This is a genomic window from Caulobacter sp. GW821-FHT10E02 (assembly GCF_059415225.1).
Genome location: NZ_JBWKMV010000002.1, coordinates 193,691 through 210,639, shown reverse-complemented (window position 1 = coordinate 210,639; position 16,949 = coordinate 193,691). Strand labels below are relative to the sequence as shown.

Annotated in this window: 21 protein-coding genes and 1 pseudogene; 13 read left to right on the top strand and 9 right to left on the bottom strand. The window is 67.3% G+C overall.

The window, feature by feature from the left end:
• Nucleotides 1-26 precede the first annotated feature (26 nt).
• Genes AC07NI_RS10770 through AC07NI_RS10760 form a run of 3 tightly spaced genes read left to right on the top strand, consistent with a single transcriptional unit; the run spans nt 27 to nt 5,277 of the window.
• Nucleotides 27-1,556 (top strand): tryptophan halogenase family protein, encoded by a 1,530-nt coding sequence (locus AC07NI_RS10770; protein WP_494618805.1) that lies wholly within the window; start codon nt 27-29, stop codon nt 1,554-1,556.
• A gap of 23 nt (nt 1,557-1,579) precedes the next feature.
• Nucleotides 1,580-3,868 carry a beta-glucosidase family protein gene (locus AC07NI_RS10765; RefSeq protein ID WP_494618804.1) on the top strand — a complete coding sequence of 763 codons (2,289 nt, stop codon included), beginning with the start codon at nt 1,580-1,582 and terminating at the stop codon, nt 3,866-3,868.
• A complete protein-coding gene (locus AC07NI_RS10760; protein WP_494618803.1) occupies nt 3,868-5,277 on the top strand; it encodes a glycoside hydrolase family 30 protein in 1,410 nt (469 codons plus the stop codon). The genes AC07NI_RS10765 and AC07NI_RS10760 overlap by 1 nt, the downstream gene beginning before the upstream one ends.
• Here the strand turns inward: AC07NI_RS10760 and AC07NI_RS10755 are convergent.
• From AC07NI_RS10755 to AC07NI_RS10725, 7 genes and pseudogenes are all read right to left on the bottom strand, one after another.
• Nucleotides 5,267-5,397 (bottom strand): annotated as a pseudogene (locus AC07NI_RS10755) (hypothetical protein). The gene AC07NI_RS10760 and the pseudogene AC07NI_RS10755 sit on opposite strands and share 11 nt — an antisense overlap.
• Nucleotides 5,398-5,413: 16 nt before the next feature.
• Nucleotides 5,414-6,388, bottom strand: coding sequence for a tetratricopeptide repeat protein (locus AC07NI_RS10750; protein WP_494618802.1), 975 nt, complete (start codon nt 6,386-6,388; stop codon nt 5,414-5,416).
• 156 nt (nt 6,389-6,544) lie between these two features.
• The gene (locus AC07NI_RS10745) at nt 6,545-6,949 is read right to left on the bottom strand and encodes a DUF4870 family protein (protein WP_494618801.1); all 405 of its coding nucleotides are present in this window, start codon (nt 6,947-6,949) and stop codon (nt 6,545-6,547) included.
• Nucleotides 6,950-6,954: 5 nt separating this feature from the next.
• Nucleotides 6,955-7,344 (bottom strand): DUF4870 family protein, encoded by a 390-nt coding sequence (locus AC07NI_RS10740; protein ID WP_494618800.1) that lies wholly within the window; start codon nt 7,342-7,344, stop codon nt 6,955-6,957.
• A 118-nt stretch (nt 7,345-7,462) separates the two neighbouring features.
• Nucleotides 7,463-8,014: a hypothetical protein gene (locus AC07NI_RS10735; RefSeq protein ID WP_494618799.1), complete on the bottom strand. Its 552-nt coding sequence runs from the start codon at nt 8,012-8,014 to the stop codon at nt 7,463-7,465.
• 3 nt (nt 8,015-8,017) lie between these two features.
• A complete protein-coding gene (gene folB, locus AC07NI_RS10730) occupies nt 8,018-8,422 on the bottom strand; it encodes a dihydroneopterin aldolase (RefSeq protein ID WP_494618798.1) in 405 nt (134 codons plus the stop codon).
• Between the two features lie 9 nt (nt 8,423-8,431).
• Complete coding sequence (locus AC07NI_RS10725; RefSeq protein ID WP_494620500.1) at nt 8,432-9,184, bottom strand: SDR family oxidoreductase; 753 nt, start codon at nt 9,182-9,184, stop codon at nt 8,432-8,434.
• A gap of 174 nt (nt 9,185-9,358) precedes the next feature.
• Here AC07NI_RS10725 and AC07NI_RS10720 point away from each other — a divergent pair, with 174 nt between their 5' ends.
• Nucleotides 9,359-9,829, top strand: coding sequence for an NUDIX domain-containing protein (locus AC07NI_RS10720; protein ID WP_494618797.1), 471 nt, complete (start codon nt 9,359-9,361; stop codon nt 9,827-9,829).
• 89 nt (nt 9,830-9,918) lie between these two features.
• On the top strand, nt 9,919-11,358 hold the full coding sequence (locus AC07NI_RS10715; protein ID WP_494618796.1) for an aldehyde dehydrogenase family protein: 1,440 nt from the start codon (nt 9,919-9,921) through the stop codon (nt 11,356-11,358).
• Nucleotides 11,359-11,443: 85 nt separating this feature from the next.
• Here AC07NI_RS10715 and AC07NI_RS10710 read toward each other — a convergent pair whose 3' ends face one another.
• Nucleotides 11,444-12,106, bottom strand: a complete 663-nt coding sequence (locus AC07NI_RS10710) for a hypothetical protein (RefSeq protein WP_494618795.1) — start codon at nt 12,104-12,106, stop codon at nt 11,444-11,446.
• Between the two features lie 418 nt (nt 12,107-12,524).
• Between AC07NI_RS10710 and AC07NI_RS10705 the strand changes: the two genes are divergently transcribed.
• The 5 genes from AC07NI_RS10705 (at nt 12,525) to AC07NI_RS10685 (ending at nt 14,080) form a co-directional block, all read left to right on the top strand.
• Entirely contained in the window at nt 12,525-12,866 is a 342-nt protein-coding gene (locus AC07NI_RS10705; protein ID WP_494618794.1) for an endonuclease domain-containing protein, read from the top strand.
• Between the two features lie 78 nt (nt 12,867-12,944).
• Nucleotides 12,945-13,106 (top strand): hypothetical protein, encoded by a 162-nt coding sequence (locus AC07NI_RS10700; RefSeq protein WP_494618793.1) that lies wholly within the window; start codon nt 12,945-12,947, stop codon nt 13,104-13,106.
• Nucleotides 13,106-13,288, top strand: coding sequence for a DUF3606 domain-containing protein (locus AC07NI_RS10695; RefSeq protein WP_047413801.1), 183 nt, complete (start codon nt 13,106-13,108; stop codon nt 13,286-13,288). Before AC07NI_RS10700 ends, AC07NI_RS10695 begins: the two co-directional genes overlap by 1 nt.
• A gap of 53 nt (nt 13,289-13,341) precedes the next feature.
• The gene (locus AC07NI_RS10690; protein ID WP_494618792.1) at nt 13,342-13,779 is read left to right on the top strand and encodes a DUF6491 family protein; all 438 of its coding nucleotides are present in this window, start codon (nt 13,342-13,344) and stop codon (nt 13,777-13,779) included.
• A gap of 88 nt (nt 13,780-13,867) precedes the next feature.
• Nucleotides 13,868-14,080 (top strand): hypothetical protein, encoded by a 213-nt coding sequence (locus tag AC07NI_RS10685; RefSeq protein ID WP_494618791.1) that lies wholly within the window; start codon nt 13,868-13,870, stop codon nt 14,078-14,080.
• Here AC07NI_RS10685 and AC07NI_RS10680 read toward each other — a convergent pair.
• Nucleotides 14,077-14,322, bottom strand: a complete 246-nt coding sequence (locus tag AC07NI_RS10680) for a hypothetical protein (RefSeq protein WP_494618790.1) — start codon at nt 14,320-14,322, stop codon at nt 14,077-14,079. The genes AC07NI_RS10685 and AC07NI_RS10680 overlap by 4 nt on opposite strands.
• Before the next feature lie 186 nt (nt 14,323-14,508).
• Here AC07NI_RS10680 and AC07NI_RS10675 point away from each other — a divergent pair, with 186 nt between their 5' ends.
• From AC07NI_RS10675 to AC07NI_RS10665, 3 genes are all read left to right on the top strand, one after another.
• Nucleotides 14,509-14,718, top strand: a complete 210-nt coding sequence (locus AC07NI_RS10675; RefSeq protein WP_494618789.1) for a hypothetical protein — start codon at nt 14,509-14,511, stop codon at nt 14,716-14,718.
• A complete protein-coding gene (locus AC07NI_RS10670; RefSeq protein WP_494618788.1) occupies nt 14,715-14,975 on the top strand; it encodes a hypothetical protein in 261 nt (86 codons plus the stop codon). Before AC07NI_RS10675 ends, AC07NI_RS10670 begins: the two co-directional genes overlap by 4 nt.
• Nucleotides 14,976-15,086: 111 nt before the next feature.
• Complete coding sequence (locus tag AC07NI_RS10665) at nt 15,087-16,949, top strand: AMP-binding protein (protein ID WP_494618787.1); 1,863 nt, start codon at nt 15,087-15,089, stop codon at nt 16,947-16,949.

Sequence of the window (16,949 nt, the reverse complement as noted above, 5' to 3'; positions counted from 1 at the left end):
ACCTTTGAGCAACGGGAGGCGGGTGGTTGCAACCGCTCAAGAAGATACTGATCGCCGGCGGCGGGTCCGCCGGATGGATGACGGCGGCGCTGGCGTCGCGGCTGTTCCAGGGTCTCTACGAGATCGTCCTGATCGAGTCCGAGCAGATCGGCACCGTCGGGGTCGGGGAAGCCACCATCCCCGCCATCAAGAAATTCAACGAGCTGCTCGGCATCGACGAGGACGACTTCCTGCGCAAGACGCAGGGCTCCTTCAAGCTGGGCATCGAGTTCCGCAACTGGTTGCGCAAGGGCTACAGCTACCTGCACGGCTTCGGCGTGCTGGGCCAGGACCTGGGCTGGCTGCGCGTCCACCAGTACTGGCTGCGCATGCGCGAGCTGGGCCAGGCGCCGGAGTTCGACGACCTGTCGATCAACAACGCCATGGCGCGGACCGACAAGTTCCTGCGCGCCCGGGCCGACATGAGCGAGTCGCCGATCGGCCACATCGCCCACGCCTTCCACTTCGACGCGGGCCTCTACGCCAGGCACCTGTCGACCTATGCGCAAGCGCGCGGCGTCCAGCGGCGCGAGGGCAAGATCGTCGACGTCACGCTGCGGCCCGACGACGGCTTCGTGCAGTCGGTGACCATGGAGGACGGCGAGGTCATCACCGCCGACCTGTTCGTCGACTGCTCGGGCTTCCGTGGACTGATCATCGAGCAGGCGCTGAAGACCGGCTACGAGGACTGGACCCACTGGCTGCCCGCCGACCGGGCCATCGCCGTGCCGACCGAGCGCTCGGAGCACTTCACGCCCTATACCCGCTCGACGGCGCATGACGCCGGCTGGCAGTGGCGCATCCCTCTGCAGCACCGCACGGGCAACGGCCACGTCTACTCGTCGAAATATATCGATGACGACGAAGCCGAGCGTGTCCTGCTGGCCAATCTGGACGGCGCCCAGCGCGCCAACCCGATGCGCCTGCGGTTCACCACCGGCAAGCGCAAGAAGATCTGGAACAAGAACTGCGTCTCGATCGGCCTGGCCAGCGGCTTCATGGAGCCCCTGGAGTCGACCAGCCTGCACCTGATCCAGTCGGCCGTGATCCGCATGGTCCGCCTGCTGCCGGACGCCGGCTTCGATCAGGCGACGATCGACGAGTTCAATCGCCAAAGCGACTTCGAATACGAGCGCATCCGCGACTTCATCATCCTGCACTACAAGGCCACCGAGCGCGACGACACGCCGTTCTGGCGCTACTGCCGCGACATGGAAGTCCCCGCGACCCTGCAGCGGAAGATCGACCTCTTCCGCGCCAACGGCCGGGTGTTCCGCGAGGACGACGAGCTCTTCACCGAGGAGAGCTGGATCCAGGTGTTCCTGGGCCAGGGGATCATCCCGCGCGCCTACGACCCGCTGGTCCGCGTCCACTCGGACGAGGCGATCGCCGCCCACCTTCGCAACATCCAGACGGTGATCGGCAAGTGCCTGGCCGTGATGCCCAGCCACGCCGAGTTCGTGGCCAAGACCTGCCTGGCCCCGCCGCTGCCGGCTGCCCCCGTTCCAACCCCTTAGCTATGCCTACACGGAGTAACGCCATGACGACCGCCGCCCAGCCTTCATCCGCCCTGCGGATCCTGTGCCGGACCACCGCCGCCGTGGCGTTGCTTTCCCTCGTTCCGATGTCGGGCGCTGTCGCCCAGGTCATGCCGACCAAGGGCAGCGCTCCGCTGGCCCCGCGCACCGGCGACGCCGCCTGGGCCCGCGCCGACGCCCTCGTCAAGCAGATGACGATGGACGAGAAGATCACGTACCTGCACGGGCTCTTCCCGCCCAACACCAAGCCGGCCCCGGCCGACATGATCCCCTCGGCCGGCTACGTGCCGGGCGTGCCGCGCCTGAAGATCCCGACCCTGCGGGAAAGCGACGCCAGCCTGGGCGTGGCCAACCAGGTCGAGCAGCGCAAGGGCGACGTCGCCACCGCTCTGCCGTCGGGCCTGGCCCTGGCCTCCACCTTCGAGCCGAAGCTGGCCTATGCCGGCGGCGCGATGATCGGTTCGGAAGCCCGCGCCAAGACCTTCAACGTCTTGCTGGCCGGCGGCATGAACCTGACCCGCGATCCGTGGGCGGGCCGCAATTTCGAATATCTGGGCGAAGACCCGCTGCTGGCCGCCGAGATGGCCGCCGAGCAGATCAAGGGCGTGCAGTCCAACCACATCATCTCGACGATCAAGCACTTCGCGCTGAACGCCCAGGAGACCGGCCGCCACGTGATGGACGCGCAGATCGGCGAGGCCGACCTGCGCGAAAGCGACCTGCTGGCCTTCCAGATCGCCATCGAGAAGAGCAATCCCGCCTCGGTCATGTGCGCCTACAACAAGGTCAACAGTGACTGGGCCTGCCAGAACGACTTCCTGCTGAACAAGGTGCTGAAGCGCGACTGGAACTATCCGGGCTTCGTGATGTCGGACTGGGGCGCGGTGCACAGCACGGTGAAGAGCGCCCTGGCCGGTCTCGACCAGCAGTCGGGCCAGGAGCTGGACACCCAGATCTTCTTCGGCGACGACCTGAAGGCCGCCGTGGCCAAGGGCGAGGTCAGCCAGGCCCGGGTCGACGACATGGTCCGCCGCATCCTGCACGGGGTGATCACCTCGGGCCTGATGGACAATCCGCTGCCGACGACCGCCCAGCCGATCGACTACGCCGCCCACGCCAAGGTCGCCCAGGCCGTGGCCGAGCGCGGCTCGGTGCTGCTGAAGAACGACGGGAACCTGCTGCCGCTGGCCAAGACGGCCAAGAAGATCGTGCTGATCGGCGCCCATGCCGATGTCGGCGTGATCTCGGGCGGTGGTTCGTCCCAGGTCCGTTCGGTCGGCGGCGCGCCGGTCGAGATCCCGCTGAACGGCGGCGAGGCCGCCTCGTTCGTCCGCGTCACCTGGCACGCCTCCTCGCCGCTGGAAGCGATCAAGGCCGCCGCGCCGGGCGCGCAGGTGATCTATGTCGACGGCAAGGACCCGGCCGTCGCCGCCGCTGCGGCCAAGGACGCCGACGTCGCCATCGTCTTCGCCTGGCACTGGCAGACCGAAGCGCAAGATGCGCCGTCGATCGTGCTGCCGGAGAACCAGGACGCCCTGATCGACGCCGTCGCGGCGGTCAACAAGCATTCCATCGTGGTGCTGGAGACCGGCGGCCCGGTGACCATGCCGTGGCTGGATCGCGTCGGCGCGGTGCTGCAGGCCTGGTATCCCGGCCAGCGCGGCGGCCAGGCCATCGCCCGCCTGCTGTTCGGTGACGTGAACCCTTCGGGCCGCCTGGCCATGACCTTCCCGAAGAGCGCCGACCAGGCCCCCCGCGCGAGCGCCCCGGGCTTCGCCGAGCAGGCCGCCATCGACGACGCCCGCCGCGCCGGCCAGAAGGTCGATGGCATCAAGGGCTTCACCGTCCAATATCCGGAAGGCGCCGCCGTCGGTTACCGCTGGTACGCGCAAGAGAAGCGCCAGCCGCTCTATCCGTTCGGCTACGGCCTCTCCTACACCGCCTTCGCCTACAAGAACCTCAAGGTCGAGGACGCGGCGGGCCTGAAGGTCAGCTTCGACGTCACCAACACCGGCAAGGTCGCCGGCGCCGACACGCCGCAGCTCTACGTCACGGCCGGCCAGCGCAAGTCGATGGTCCGCCTGGCGGGCTTCGAGAAGGTCGACCTGGCCCCCGGCCAGACCAAGCGCGTGACCCTGACCGTCGAGCCGCGCCTGCTGGCCGACTACGACGTCGCCAAGCCGGGCTGGACGATCCCGGCCGGCAGCTATCCGCTGTACGTCGGCAGCCACGCCGGGGACATGGCCCTGACCGGCAAGGCCAACCTCAAGGCCTGGTCGCGGAAGCCCTGATGCGCACGCTCGCCCTCTCCCTCACTGCCGCCGCGCTCGTCGCGGCGGCCCCCGCCGTCGCCGCGCCCAAGCTGCAAAGCTGGACGACCACCGGCGACAAGAGCCAGCTGCTGGCCGCCCAGGCGCCGTCTGGCGTCGTGGCGGCCGACGCGGTCGCCGGCCTGCCGGTCATCGCCGTCGACGCCAAGGAGCGCCACCAGACGATCGTCGGCTTCGGCGCGGCGATCACCGACGCCTCGGCCTGGCTGATCCAGAACAAGCTGGCCCCGGCCCAGCGCGACGCTCTGCTGAAGGAGCTCTACGGGCGCGGCAAGGACGGCCTCGGCTTCAGCTTCACCCGGCTGACCATCGGCGCTTCGGACTTCTCGCTGGACCACTACAGCCTCGACGACGCCCCCAACGGCGCGGCCGATCCGAAGCTGGAGCACTTCTCGCTGAAGCGGCCGCAGGAGTTCGTCTTCCCGACCGTCCGCGCGGCCCTGAAGATCAATCCGGACCTCAAGGTCATGGCCTCGCCGTGGAGCGCGCCGGCCTGGATGAAGACCACCGGCTCGCTGGTGAAGGGCCAGCTGAAGCCCGACGCCTATCCGGTCTATGCCGACTTCTTCGCCCGCTACATCAAGGACGCCAGGAAGGTCGGCGTGCCGACCGACTACATCAGCATCCAGAACGAGCCGGACTTCGAGCCCGAGAACTATCCGGGCATGCGCTGGCCGGCCGTCGATCGCGCCAAGTTCTTCGGCGAGAACCTGGCCCCCGTGTTCAAGCGCGAGAAGATCACGACCAAGGCGCTGGATTGGGACCACAACTGGGACCAGCCGCAGCAACCGACGACGGTGCTGGCCGACGCCAAGGCGCGGGCCTTCGTGTCGGGTGTGGCCTGGCACTGCTACGCCGGCAATGTCGACGCCATGGAGACCGTCCGCGCCGCCCATCCCGACAAGGAGGTGTTCTTCACCGAGTGCTCGGGCGGGGAGTGGGCCCCGAAGTTCGACGACAGCTTCTCGTGGCTGGTCGAGCAGTTGATCATCGGCACGACCCGTCGCGGCGCGAAGGGCGTCCTGATGTGGAACCTGGCCCTCGACGAGAAGTTCGGCCCCCACGCCGGCGGCTGCGGCAACTGCCGTCCGGTGGTGACGATCGACAGCACGAGCGGCGCGATCACCCGCACCCAGGAATACTACGCCTTCGGCCAGGCCAGCCGCTTCGTGAAGCCCGGCGCGATCCGGATCGGTTCGCCGGAGAAGGTTGGCGATCTGCGCACGGTGGCGTTCCAGAACCGCGACGGCGGGCGGGTGCTGCTGGTGCTGAACACTGGCAAGACGTCGGTGGACTTCGCAATCGTGGAAGGCGGCCGGCGCTTCAAGGCCAGCATCCCGGCCCGCGCGGCGACGACGTTTACGTGGTGATGTGAAATCCCTCTCCCCTTGCGGGAGAGGGTGGCCCGCGCAGCGGGTCGGGTGAGGGGTTTCTCGGCGCGTCCGGCGCGACCCCTCATCCGTCGCCTACGGCGACACCTTCTCCCGCAAGGGGAGAAGGAGAAGCTTACGTCGCGATCTTCGCTTCCAGCTCGTTCAGGCGCGCGCGGGTCGCCGCCAGGTCCGGCCCGAACTTGGTCGGGTCGGCGGCGGCGAGGCGGCCGGCGATGTCGTAGCTTTCGCGGTAGAGGTCCAGGGCCCGCATGCGGTGGCCACGGTCCTCGCGCAGGTCGGCCAGGCGTTCCAGATTCACCGACAGCGCGCGCTGGGCCCCGACGTCGCCGGCTTCGCGGCCGCCGCGCGAGCGGCGCAGGGCCAGGGCCTCCTCGAAGGCCGAGAGGGCGGCGTCCAGGCGGCCCTCGGCCTCGGCCACGTCGCCGACGCCCGACAGCGAGCCGGCCAGCAGTTCGGCGCTCTCGTCGTTGCCGCGCGTCTGGCGCACCTGGCGAGCGTACGAGACCGAGGTGTCATAGGCCTCGGCCGCGTCGTCCATCTGGCCCTGGGCGCGGGCGAAGTCGCCGAGGTCGCGATAGACGACCGCCTGCTCCTCGTCGGTATGGGCGGCAGCCTTCATGGCCATCAGGGTGCGGGCGGCCTCGCTCCAGGCCTCGTCGCGGCTGAGCGAGACGAGGCGGGCGCGCAGTTCGGCGAACGTCTTGGGCTTGGGTGGCGGCGGCGGAGCCTGCGGGATCGGGGCCGGGGCGGCCACCGGCATGACGGGCGGCGCGACGGCTACTGGCGTCGGAGCCGGCGCGGGCTGCGGCGGCGCGACCACCGGCTGGGCCACGGGCTCCTGCAGCTCCAGCCCGAAGGCCATCGGCGCGGCCTTGCGCTTCTTGGGTTTGCGGCGGGGCAGCAGGGCGGCGACGATGAGCACCCCGCCCACCATCGCCGCCGCCACACCAACGATCGGCCGATGCGGCTCGAACGGTCCGAGATCGAGATTCGTGGCCCAGTTCCCCAGCGAGCCCCAACCCGCCACCACGTATCCCGACGTCGCCAGGATCAGCCCCAAGATGATCCCAACCAGTCGCGCCAGCATCACGTCCCCCCGAACGCATACCCCTCGGAAGGGGTGTCCAACCGCCAGGCCGCACAAGTCATCCGACAGCCCCGCTTCCGTCGAGCCGTCTCAACCGGCAGGGGAAGGGGGGCGAACGGATGACTCTTCAGCGGGCGCCTGGCGGCTCAGGCGCCTCTAAATCAGCCACGCGCGCGGGCGCGGATACGCCTCGCCGCGCGACAGATAGTAGATGCCCATCACGCAGCGAGCCACGAACCACAGGCCGACCGCCCCCAGAATGAGGCCGCCAGCGATGATCATCGGCAGGCCGACCAGCACGATCAGCATCGGGATGCCGAAGGCGATCAGCAGCGCGCCGATCACGAACCAGGCGATCGACAGCCAGAAGGTCCGGATGGCGAAGGTGAAGTGGCTCTCGTTGATCGGCCCGGCCGCGTCGCGGTTCACATAGGCGACGATCAGGCCGACGATCCAGGTCAGGCCGTTGGTGAAGCCCAGCAGGTAGAGGCCATAGACGACGGCCGGCAGGACCTTGTCCTCTTCGGCCACGGGCGTGGTGACGGCGGTGGTGTCGGTCATGGTCTTCAGATCATCCAGTTCTTGGGAGTGGGATAGGGCTGGCCCTTGAAGAGGTTCGACAGGCCCACGACGCCGCGTACGACCAGCCAGACGCCGACGGCGGGCAGCAGGACGATGCCGATCCCGACCGGGGTCAGCAGCAGGGCGACGATGCTGAAACCGATCGCCAGCCAGAAGGTTCGGATCTGGAACTCGTAGTGGCTGTCCAGCCACTCGGGCGCGTCCTTGCGGCTGATATAGGCGATGATCGCCCCGATCAGGCAGGTCAGGCCGCCGGTCACCACGCCCGCGATGTGGAGGGCGTAGATGGCGCCGGGCAGGGTCTTGTCGTCCTGCAGGCGCGGCGGCACGGCGGGGTCGATTGTCGGGTTGGGGTCACTTGCGGAATTTGGCACGAGCTTGAGCCTAAGAGAACGTCGTTGGCTCAAAGTCGCGCCGATCGACGCGGGATGCAAATGAAGGTGGCGTCATGAAGAAGCCTTAATTCGCGCCCCGCGCGACGCGGGGAAGACCTTAAGGCAGCAGGTCGTGCGGCGGGTCGTGGGGATCGAACGGCGTCCCTCGGTTCAGCCAGGGCAGCACCGCGAACATCAGGATCAGCACGAAGCTCATCCGCGCGGCCATGTCGACGCCGACCGAGGCCATGCCGGCGGTCAGGGAGAACAGCAGCATCGCCGCCGCCCCGAAGGCGGTCAGGCCGATCATCCAGGTGAGGGCGGCGGGCGCGTCGAACCGCGCCAGGCCGAACTTCGCGCGCGGCGCCAGGTCCGCCCCGACGGCGGCGACGGCGCGGGCCAGGGTCGAGAAGCTGGCCAGGCGATCCTCGAACTGGCCGGGGCCGACATAGCTCTGCGAGGCGATGCTGAGGCGGCGACGGCCGAAGGTCAGCAGCAGGCTGCGGCGACGACCGCCGGACTTGTCGGTCGCCAGGCTGTAGCGGGTCAGGCTGGACAGCGGGAAGCGGCGCTCGACCTTGCCGCGCGTCTCCACCAGCGTCCCGGCCTCCAGGGTCCAGGCCGTTTCGGGCTGGAAGGGGGCTAACCGGGCGCGGTGGGTGACGTCCAAATCCTAGCTCCGGACGGCGGTGATCTCGACGCCGGCGGCGGCCGCGTGCGGGGCCAGGGCCGAGGGCTTTTCCACCCGCACCCGGGCGCGGGTGACGCGGTGGTCGTCGAAACAGGCCTGGGCCAGGCGCTCGGCGAAGGTCTCGACCAGGCCCAGATGCCCCTCGGCGACGATGGCGCGCGCGGCTTCGCCGATGGTCTCGTAGTTCACCGTGTCGCTGAGCCGCTCGAAGTGGCTGGCGGCCACGTCCAGCTCGACATCGACGATCAGGGTCTGCAAGCGGCCCAGTTCATGATCGTAGACGCCGATGCCGGCATCGACCTTGAGGCCGCGCACGAAGATCTTGGTCACGATGATGCGGGCGAGCGGCGCGGCGGGCGTGGTCTCTGCGAGCGAAGAAGCGGCCAACCTGGCCTCCTAGGGAGCAACAATGTCGGGCGTTTTCCAGCCCAGGTGCTGGCCGCCGTCCACGGCGATCATCTGGCCCGTGACCGACGTGGCGTCAATGAGGTAGCGCAGCGCCGCGGCGATGTCGTCGGGCGCGACGCGGCGCTGCAACAGGATTCCGGCCGCCTCGGCCTCGAACTCGCCGGGCGCCTGGTGCGTCGAGGGCAGGGTGGGGCCGGGGCCGATGGCGTTGACGCGGATGCGCGGGGCCAGAGCCTGGGCCAGGGTCTGGGTCGCCCACCACAGCCCGGCCTTGGCCAGGGTGTAGCTGAAGAACTGCGGATTGGGCCGCCAGACGCGCTGGTCGACGATATTGACCACCAGGCCATGAGACTCGGCCGGCAGAGCGGCGGCGAAGGTCTCGGCCAGCACGATCGGCGCGCGCAGGTTAGTCTCGAGATGAAGGTCCCAGGTCTCGCGGGCCAGGTCGCCGACGCGGTCGTCCTGGAAGGCCGAGGCGCTGTTGATCAGCAGGGTGACGGGGCCAAGCTCGGCGCTCAGCCCAATCAGGCCGCGTACGTCGGCTTCGACGGAAAGGTCGGCGCGGACCGGGATCGCGCGGCGGCCCAGGGCGCGCACGGCGGCGATCGTCTCCTCGGCCTCGTCGGCGGGGCCTCGGTGGTGGACGGCGATGTCGTAGCCGGCGCGAGCGGCTTCAAGAGCCAGGGCCTGGCCGATCCGGCGACCCGCGCCGGTGACCAGGGCCGCGCCGCGCGCCTGCACGCCCATTAGTCGATGCGGCCGAACTCGAAATAGTTCAGGGCGAGGATGACGCCCAGGAAGATGGCGATGACACCGATCGCGAGCATGGCGCGGCTCCGGAAAAAGACTGCTGTTGCTGCGGCTTTAGCGGCCCATGCCGCTGACCGCAAGCGCAAGCCGCGCTAGGAAGGCGCCATGCTCTGGCGCCGCCGCATCGAACCGTTCACCCGCCCGCTGGTCTACGCCTTCTTCCGGATGGCGCGCGGCCTGACCCTGGGCGTGCGGGCGGTGGTCGTGGACGAGGCCGGCAAGGTCCTCTTGATCCAGCACACCTACATCAAGGGCTGGTACTTGCCTGGCGGCGGGGTCGAGCGCGGCGAGACGGCCGAGACCGCCGTGGTCCGCGAACTCCAGGAGGAGGCCGGCGTGCGCGCCCTGTCGCGTCCGCGCCTGGTCTCGGCCCACAGCAACGAGGTGCTGCACCCCGGCGACCACGTGCTGGTCTACCGCGTCGAGGCCTGGGAGCCCTGCGCCTCGGACGCCGAGGGCGAGATCCACGCGGTCGGCTGGTTCGATCCGAACGACCTTCCCGAGGAGACGACCAAGGCCACCCGGCGACGGATCGCCGAGGCGCTGGGCCAGGCGGAGCCAGATGTGATGTGGTGAGGGCTAGCCACCTGAACGCCGATCACATTAAATGCTTGTTTGAAACCGCCCCGCAGAGCGGACCCACCATCCAAGGGCAGGAGAACGGCATGCGCGAGTACACCAAGTTCTATATCGACGGGGCCTGGGTCGATCCGGCCGTCCCCAAGCGCCTGGACGTCATCAACCCGGCCAACGAAGAGGTCGCCGGCGTGATCTCGATGGGCTCGGAGACCGATGTCGATCGCGCGGTCCGCGCCGCCCGCAAGGCGTTCGAGAGCTTCTCCCAGACCAGCCGCGAAGAGCGCATCGACATCCTCGAGCGCATCATCGCCGAGTACCAGAAGCGCTTCGAGGACATGGCCAAGGCCATCACCGAGGAGATGGGCGCCCCCGCCTGGCTGGCCCAGCGCGCCCAGGCCGCCATGGGCATCGGCCACGTCCAGACCGCCGCCGCCGTGCTGAAGGGCTACAAGTTCGAGGAAGACCGGGGCACGACCCGGATCGTCAAGGAGCCGATCGGCGTCTGCGCCTTCATCACGCCGTGGAACTGGCCGGTGAACCAGATCGCCTGCAAGGTCGCGCCCGCCCTGGCCACGGGCTGCACCATGGTGCTGAAGCCGTCCGAGATCGCGCCGTTCAGCGGCTATATCTGGACCGAGATCCTGCACGCCGCCGGCGTCCCGGCCGGCGTCTTCAACCTGGTCAATGGCGACGGCCCGACGGTCGGCGCGGCGATGTCCAGCCACCCCGAAGTCGACATGGTCTCGTTCACCGGCTCGACCCGCGCCGGCATCGAGGTGGCCAAGAACGCCGCCCCGACCGTCAAGCGCGTCCACCAGGAGTTGGGCGGCAAGAGCCCCAACATCATCCTCGACGACGCCGATTTCGCGCGCGCGGTGGGCGGCGGCGTGGCCTCGGTGATGATGAACTCGGGCCAGTCGTGCAACGCCCCGACCCGCATGCTGGTCCCGGGCGCGCGCATGGACGAGGTCATCGCCATCGCCAAGGCCGCAGCCGAGGGCCACACGGTCGGCGACCCGAACGGCAACCACAAGATGGGCCCGGTGGTCTCCGAGGTGCAGTGGAACAAGATCCAGGGCCTGATCCAGAAGGGCATCGACGAGGGCGCCACCCTGGTCACCGGCGGCGTCGGCCGGCCGGAGGGCCTGGACAAGGGCTACTATGTGAAGCCCACCGTCTTCGCCAACGTGAAGCCCGACATGACGATCTCGAAGGAAGAGATCTTCGGCCCGGTGATCTCGATCCTCGGCTACGACACGGTCGAGGAAGCTGTCACGGTCGGCAACGACACCGAGTACGGCCTGGCGGCCTATGTCTCGGGCGGCGACCCGGAGGCGGTGCGGAAGGTGGCGAGCAAGCTCCGCGCCGGCCAGGTGAACCTCAACGGCGCCAGCCCTGATCTTATGGCCCCGTTCGGCGGCTACAAGATGAGCGGCAACGGCCGCGAATGGGGCGACCACGCGTTCGGGGAGTTCCTCGAGACGAAGGCGATCCTCGGGTACGCGCCGAAGGTGGCGGCGGAGTAGGTTTCCGCTCGCATTGAGCTAGCAATTGGGAGGGGCGGGGCTGTGAGGCCCCGCCTTTCGCTATTTTTACAGCCTATCGTCTTGTTCAGATAAGGCGTTTTCGAACTGGCGCTTTATTTTCTTTAGAAGTCTTTTCGATCTGGTTCATTATATTTTCATACTCTCTTCTGGTGCTCATGGTGGCCCATTGAGATCTGAATGCGCGCTCCTGTTGCGTGGATATATAGGGAAGGGCAATGTTTAGTTGTCTATAGAATGTCGTTTCTGCTTGAACGGACGTGTAAAATAGAAATCCAATATAGTATACCAATATTGTAAGTATTGTTGACGATGTGCCAACGACGTATCGCGTTCTTTTAGATATTTCCAAAGGGCGGGGTTTAATTCTTGTGCTGGATTTTCTGGCGTCTTGGCCTGCCTTTGGTAAATTTCTGCCTTTTATCCTTATAAAGGAAAATAAGGCGGTGCTTTGTGATATCGCCCCGATTACCGTTAAGAATAAGGCCGCTGCAAGAAAGCTTAGGGCATTTGAAGAGCCCATAGATGCTTGATCGTATCCTAGATCAATAAGGTATTGTATAAATATGGAAATTCCACTAAACGTGGCCCTTGATATCTTTTCTGCTAGGAATTGCAGAGAAATTGTAAATATAACTGAAGATAAAATTCCATAGAATATAGCCTGTCTGGCCGCCTTCCTCTCTGAAGGGGGTGAAATTTGTTCCTTTATTTCGTTGCTATCTGTCATGGGTGCTGATGCTAATTTCAGGGGGTGCCTAGCTAGCTTCTCGGAGATGACTGAGGTTGGCTGAGTGTTTAGTTCGTGTAAAGCGGGTATTTTGGGGCGGCTGTTAGGTCACTTATAAATTTAGCTTTTGTATAACGACCTCTCTGGTCGGTGATTACCTTACATCTCTTGGAGGCGGCAGCGTGCCGGACTGACCTCCCAGCCCGGCGATCGTCTCGCCGTGAGATGTAAGGCTGGCGCCCTTCCTGTGAGGAAGGTCCTTTCGCACCACGCGGGACCGTCCACTCAAACCCCTCTTCCATAGGGAGAGGGAGGGGCCCGCCGCGAAGCGGTGGGAGGGTGAGGGGTTTCACCGCCAACCGGAAAATCCCCATTCCTTTTGTTGAGGGCGGCCAAGGCGCGGGGTCATGCTCCCACCATGGACACGACCGCCAACGCCCGTCGCCTTCGCCAGGACCAGACCCTGGCGGAGAAGGCGCTGTGGAGCCTGGTCCGCAACCGCCGCGTGGGCGGGTTCAAATTCAAGCGACAGGTCCCAGTTGATCGGTACTTCGCGGACTTTGCCTGTGAGCAGGCGAAAGTGATCGTGGAGCTGGACGGGGCGTCTCACGAGGGGCAGGAGGATTATGACGCGCGGCGGACCGAGGTGCTGGAGCTTTTCGGATATGTGGTGCTGAGGTTCCGCAACGAGCAGGTGCTCACTGATCCAGGCGGAGTGGCGGACGAGATGCTCGCCGTGCTTCGGTCGGATAGGGTGTAACCCCCCACCCTCCCACCGCCTTCGGCGGCGGGCCCCTCCCTCTCCCTATGGAAGAGGGATTCATATAACCTCCCCGCCATGAGCGATGAACGCCCCGACGAGACCCCGATCCAGCGCGCCCTGCGCCTGAAGCAGGCCGCCCTCGACGCTCGACCCAAACCGCCGCGCGGTGGGAAGTTCCAGCGGCAGCGGGCCGCGAGCGCCGCAGCGGGTAACTCCAAGCCCTGGATGACGAAGTAATGGCCGGACTCAAGGACAAGCGCGGTTTCATCGACAAGGACCGTTTGGATCTCTCCGAGCGCCAGGCCGTCGAGTACTGGATGAAGCGCTGGGGCGTCACCCGCGACCAGATCACCGCCGCTCACCGCAAGGTCGGGCGGATGACCAAGGACATCGCCGCCGAGCTCGGCAAGAAGCGTTGACGCCGGGCCTGCTTGGACTACTCTTCCGGTTCAGGATTGTGTGGAGCACTACCATGAAGGCGGTTTTCGCGGTTGCCGGCGTCGTGCTGGCCCTGGGTTCGGTTTCGGCCATGGCTGACGAAGGTCAGCGCTTCGACTGGGCCGCCCAGACGGCGCGCTACACCAACGACCGCACCTCGCCGCAGGTCGCCAAGCAGTGCTTCAACGGCCAGATGATCGCCGCCGCCAACCGCGCGGGTGGCAACACCCTGTACGTGCAGTCGGCCGACGGCGGCGCCATCTACCAGATGCGCCTGGCCGGCGACTGCTCGGGCCTGAACGCGGCCCAGAAGATCTCGCTGCGCTCGGACGGCAGCGACGTGGTCTGCCCGGGCGATCGCGCCGAGCTGACCGCCCGCACGTCCGCCGGTTCGCAGCTGTGCCGCGTCGCCGACGTGCGCCGCGTGACGGCCAGCGAAGGCGCCTCGCTGGCCAAGGCCTCGATCCGCTAGACCGCGTCGCCGCGTCCCGTCACACGCGGTCGTATCTGTGTCATCGTTTGCACGTCTCCTGTGAGTCGAGACGAGCGGAGCGACCGGCATGGCGGGCGTGGACGTTGGTGGCGTAGAACTCGAATTCACCTGCCCGCAATGCGGCGGCCAGGCGCGGGCGGCCATCGAGGCCGTGCGCGTGCTGCCGGTGATTGATTGCCCCAGTTGCGGGGCGCGCTTCGGCGTCGACCTGGAGGCGTTCAGCGCCCAGGTGACGCAGGCCGAGGCGGCGGCCAAGCCCGCGCGGCGTAAGCGGACTTAGCGGGCGTTCGCCGCGCCGCCGGCGTCTTCCTTCGACAGGGCCTGCAGCAGGTGATTGCGGCCCAGCGGCGTGATCTCCCAGCCACCGCCGCCGCGACGGGCCAGGCCCAGCTGGGTCAGGGCCTGGGCCGCGCCGATATTGACGAAGTTGGAATCCTGGCCGGGTTGGCGTTCAGCCAGGCTCTGCAAGGCGCGGAACTGGCTGTCGGGCAGCGGGGCGATGGCGGGGGAATCCTGGGTCATGTCGCTCTCCGATGCGCGGATGAAGCGTACCACGTTCCGGCCGGGGCGGCGCTGATTTCAAGAATTATGTCAGTTCTCTTCAGAATTCCGGTCGCTGGAATATTTTCGCGACCTAAGAAAAACGCATCGTTTTAATCGTGAACGATTAAACCAGCGGCGTTGTCGATTTCGTGTTAATCCTGCGAAATGCGTGAAATTACCAACCGAACCGTCCTCACCGTCTCTCGACATGAGGGCGCGTGGAGCGTCGAGCTGGATGGCGAGCACTTCGGCCAGTCGGCCGACAAGGAAGTCGCCAAGGCGGCCGCGCATCGCCGCGCGAGAAGCCTGCAGGACTCCGGTCAGGCCTGCCAGATCCGCATCACCGGCGAACATGGTTTTGGAGGCCGGTCGTGAGCAAGAGTCCCGTGTTGAAGACCCAGCCGTCGCCCGCCGTCCTGTTCGGCCGCGAGATCGAGACCGCCATCGCCGGCGGCGCCTCGGCCAAGACCATGACCCTGCGCTTGACGCTGAACGACGGTCGTCGCCTGCGCCGTGACGACAGCGTTCCTCTGGAGCAGATCAGCTACAAGGACGGCGAGATGCGGTTCCTGGGCGTCCGCGTCCTGGAGGGCGGCGTGATCACCAGCGCCCTGGACCAGTCCGCCAAGTAAGCCAGTCCTCCAAGTAAGGGGGAGGCTTCCCCGAACGGCAACCTTGCCGCGCGTCCGCTTTCCGTTACCGTCGGTTCCAACAGAACAACGATAACTTGAGGGAGTGAGACCATGACGCCGCCAGACGGCGCGTCGCCCTCGCGCGACGTGTCCAGCGTTCCGTTCAAGCCCCTGGCCATGAAGGGCCCGGACGTCAGCGTCGACCGGCGTCCGGACGGCTCGATCGTCATCACCTCGAACCACGCGCCCGGTGAGGGCCCGCGCTCGATCGCCCACCTGATCGCGCGCAAGGCCGCCGAGCACCCGGACCGGCCCTACATCAAGCAGCGCGAGCCCGGCCACGGCCCCTGGCGGCAGGTGACCTACGGCGAGGCCCAGCGGGCGGTCGACGGCATCGCCCAGTGGCTGCTGGATCGCGGGCTGAGCAACGACGACAGCGTCATGATCCTGTCGGGCAACTCGATCGAGCACGCCCTGATGACCCTGGGCGCCTATACCGCCGGCGTCCCGGCCGCGCCGATCAGCCCGGCCTACAGCCTGATCTCGACCGACCACGCCAAGCTCAAGCACTGCTTCGACAAGGTCGCGCCGCGCGTGGTCTTCGCCCAGAGCGGGCCGATGTTCGCCAAGGCGCTGGAGACCTTGAAGGCCATCGACCCGACGATCGCGGTGATCACCGCCGATGGGACCGAGGGAACGATCCCCTTCGCCGAGGTCGCCGGTACGACGCCGACGGCGGCGGTCGAGGCGTCGCGCGAGACCCTGGGTCCGGCGACCGTGGCCAAGTACCTGTTCACCTCGGGCTCGACGGGCCTGCCCAAGGCCGTGCCCCAGACCCACGGCATGATGGCGGGCGTGATCGCCGGCCAGGAGGGCATCCGCACCGACGAACCCACGGGCGAGGTCCCCCAGAGCCTGGAGTGGATGCCCTGGAGCCATATCTCGGCCGGCAATATCGGCTTCAACGGCGTATTGTGGGCCGGCGGCACCCTGCACATCGACGAGGGCAAGCCACTGCCGGGCATGTTCGAGACGACGATCAAGAACCTCTACGAGGTCTCGCCGATCGTGTTCGGCTCGGCCCCGATCGCCTTCTCGATGCTGGCCGAGGCGATGGAGAACGATTCGGCGCTGCGCCGCTCGTTCTTCAAGAACCTGCGCTACATGGGCTATGGCGGCGCGACGCTGAGCAACGACGTCTACAATCGGATGCAGGCCCTGGCCGTGGCCGAGACCGGCCAACGCATCCCGCTGACGACGATGTACGGCGCGACCGAGACCCAGGGCATCACCGTCACCCACTGGATCACCGAGCGGGTCGGCCTCGTGGGCCTGCCGCTACCCGGCATCGCCCTGAAGCTGGCGCCGAGCGGCAGCAAGTACGAGGTCAGGGTGAAGGGGCCGACGGTCGCCGCCGGCTACCACAAGGATCCGGAGCGCACGGCGGCGGCCTTCGACGAGGAGGGCTTCTACAAGCTGGGCGACGCCGCGCGGTTCGTCGATCCGGAGGACCCCGCCAAGGGCCTGGTGTTCGACGGCCGGGTGACCGAGGACTTCAAGCTCGACAGCGGCACCTGGGTCAGCGTCGGCGTGCTGCGTCCCGACCTGGTGGCCGCCTGCAGCCCCTACATCCACGACGCGGTGATCACCGGCCAGGACAAGCCGTTCATCGGCGCGATGCTGTGGCCTTCGCCGGCGGGCTTGCAGGCCCTGGTCGCCGATCCGGGACCGGGCACGCCGCTGGAGAAGCTGGTGGCGATCCTGCGCGAGCGATTGAGTGTGTTCAACGCCGGTGCGGGCGGCTCGTCGCGGCGGATCGGACGGTTCACGATCCTGACCGAACCGCCCTCGATCGACGCCGGCGAGATCACCGACAAGGGCTACGTCAACCAGCGCTGCGCGTTGGACCGCCGCGCCGAGCGGGTCGAGGCGCTGTACGCCAAGACGCCCGGCGAGGGCGTGTTCCCGATCTAG

What these genes read in the sequence shown, in the direction of transcription:
- AC07NI_RS10685 (WP_494618791.1), top strand. Translation starts at nt 13,868, where the DNA reads ATGGCGGGCGTGGACGTTGGTGGCGTAGAACTCGAATTCACCTGCCCG.
- AC07NI_RS10720 (WP_494618797.1), top strand. Translation starts at nt 9,359, where the DNA reads ATGCTCTGGCGCCGCCGCATCGAACCGTTCACCCGCCCGCTGGTCTAC.
- AC07NI_RS10665 (WP_494618787.1), top strand. Translation starts at nt 15,087, where the DNA reads ATGACGCCGCCAGACGGCGCGTCGCCCTCGCGCGACGTGTCCAGCGTT.
- AC07NI_RS10745 (WP_494618801.1), bottom strand. Translation starts at nt 6,949, where the DNA reads ATGACCGACACCACCGCCGTCACCACGCCCGTGGCCGAAGAGGACAAG.
- AC07NI_RS10675 (WP_494618789.1), top strand. Translation starts at nt 14,509, where the DNA reads ATGCGTGAAATTACCAACCGAACCGTCCTCACCGTCTCTCGACATGAG.
- AC07NI_RS10750 (WP_494618802.1), bottom strand. Translation starts at nt 6,388, where the DNA reads ATGCTGGCGCGACTGGTTGGGATCATCTTGGGGCTGATCCTGGCGACG.
- AC07NI_RS10765 (WP_494618804.1), top strand. Translation starts at nt 1,580, where the DNA reads ATGACGACCGCCGCCCAGCCTTCATCCGCCCTGCGGATCCTGTGCCGG.
- AC07NI_RS10695 (WP_047413801.1), top strand. Translation starts at nt 13,106, where the DNA reads ATGGCCGGACTCAAGGACAAGCGCGGTTTCATCGACAAGGACCGTTTG.
- AC07NI_RS10680 (WP_494618790.1), bottom strand. Translation starts at nt 14,322, where the DNA reads ATGACCCAGGATTCCCCCGCCATCGCCCCGCTGCCCGACAGCCAGTTC.
- AC07NI_RS10760 (WP_494618803.1), top strand. Translation starts at nt 3,868, where the DNA reads ATGCGCACGCTCGCCCTCTCCCTCACTGCCGCCGCGCTCGTCGCGGCG.
- AC07NI_RS10705 (WP_494618794.1), top strand. Translation starts at nt 12,525, where the DNA reads ATGGACACGACCGCCAACGCCCGTCGCCTTCGCCAGGACCAGACCCTG.
- AC07NI_RS10710 (WP_494618795.1), bottom strand. Translation starts at nt 12,106, where the DNA reads ATGACAGATAGCAACGAAATAAAGGAACAAATTTCACCCCCTTCAGAG.
- AC07NI_RS10715 (WP_494618796.1), top strand. Translation starts at nt 9,919, where the DNA reads ATGCGCGAGTACACCAAGTTCTATATCGACGGGGCCTGGGTCGATCCG.
- AC07NI_RS10700 (WP_494618793.1), top strand. Translation starts at nt 12,945, where the DNA reads ATGAGCGATGAACGCCCCGACGAGACCCCGATCCAGCGCGCCCTGCGC.
- AC07NI_RS10690 (WP_494618792.1), top strand. Translation starts at nt 13,342, where the DNA reads ATGAAGGCGGTTTTCGCGGTTGCCGGCGTCGTGCTGGCCCTGGGTTCG.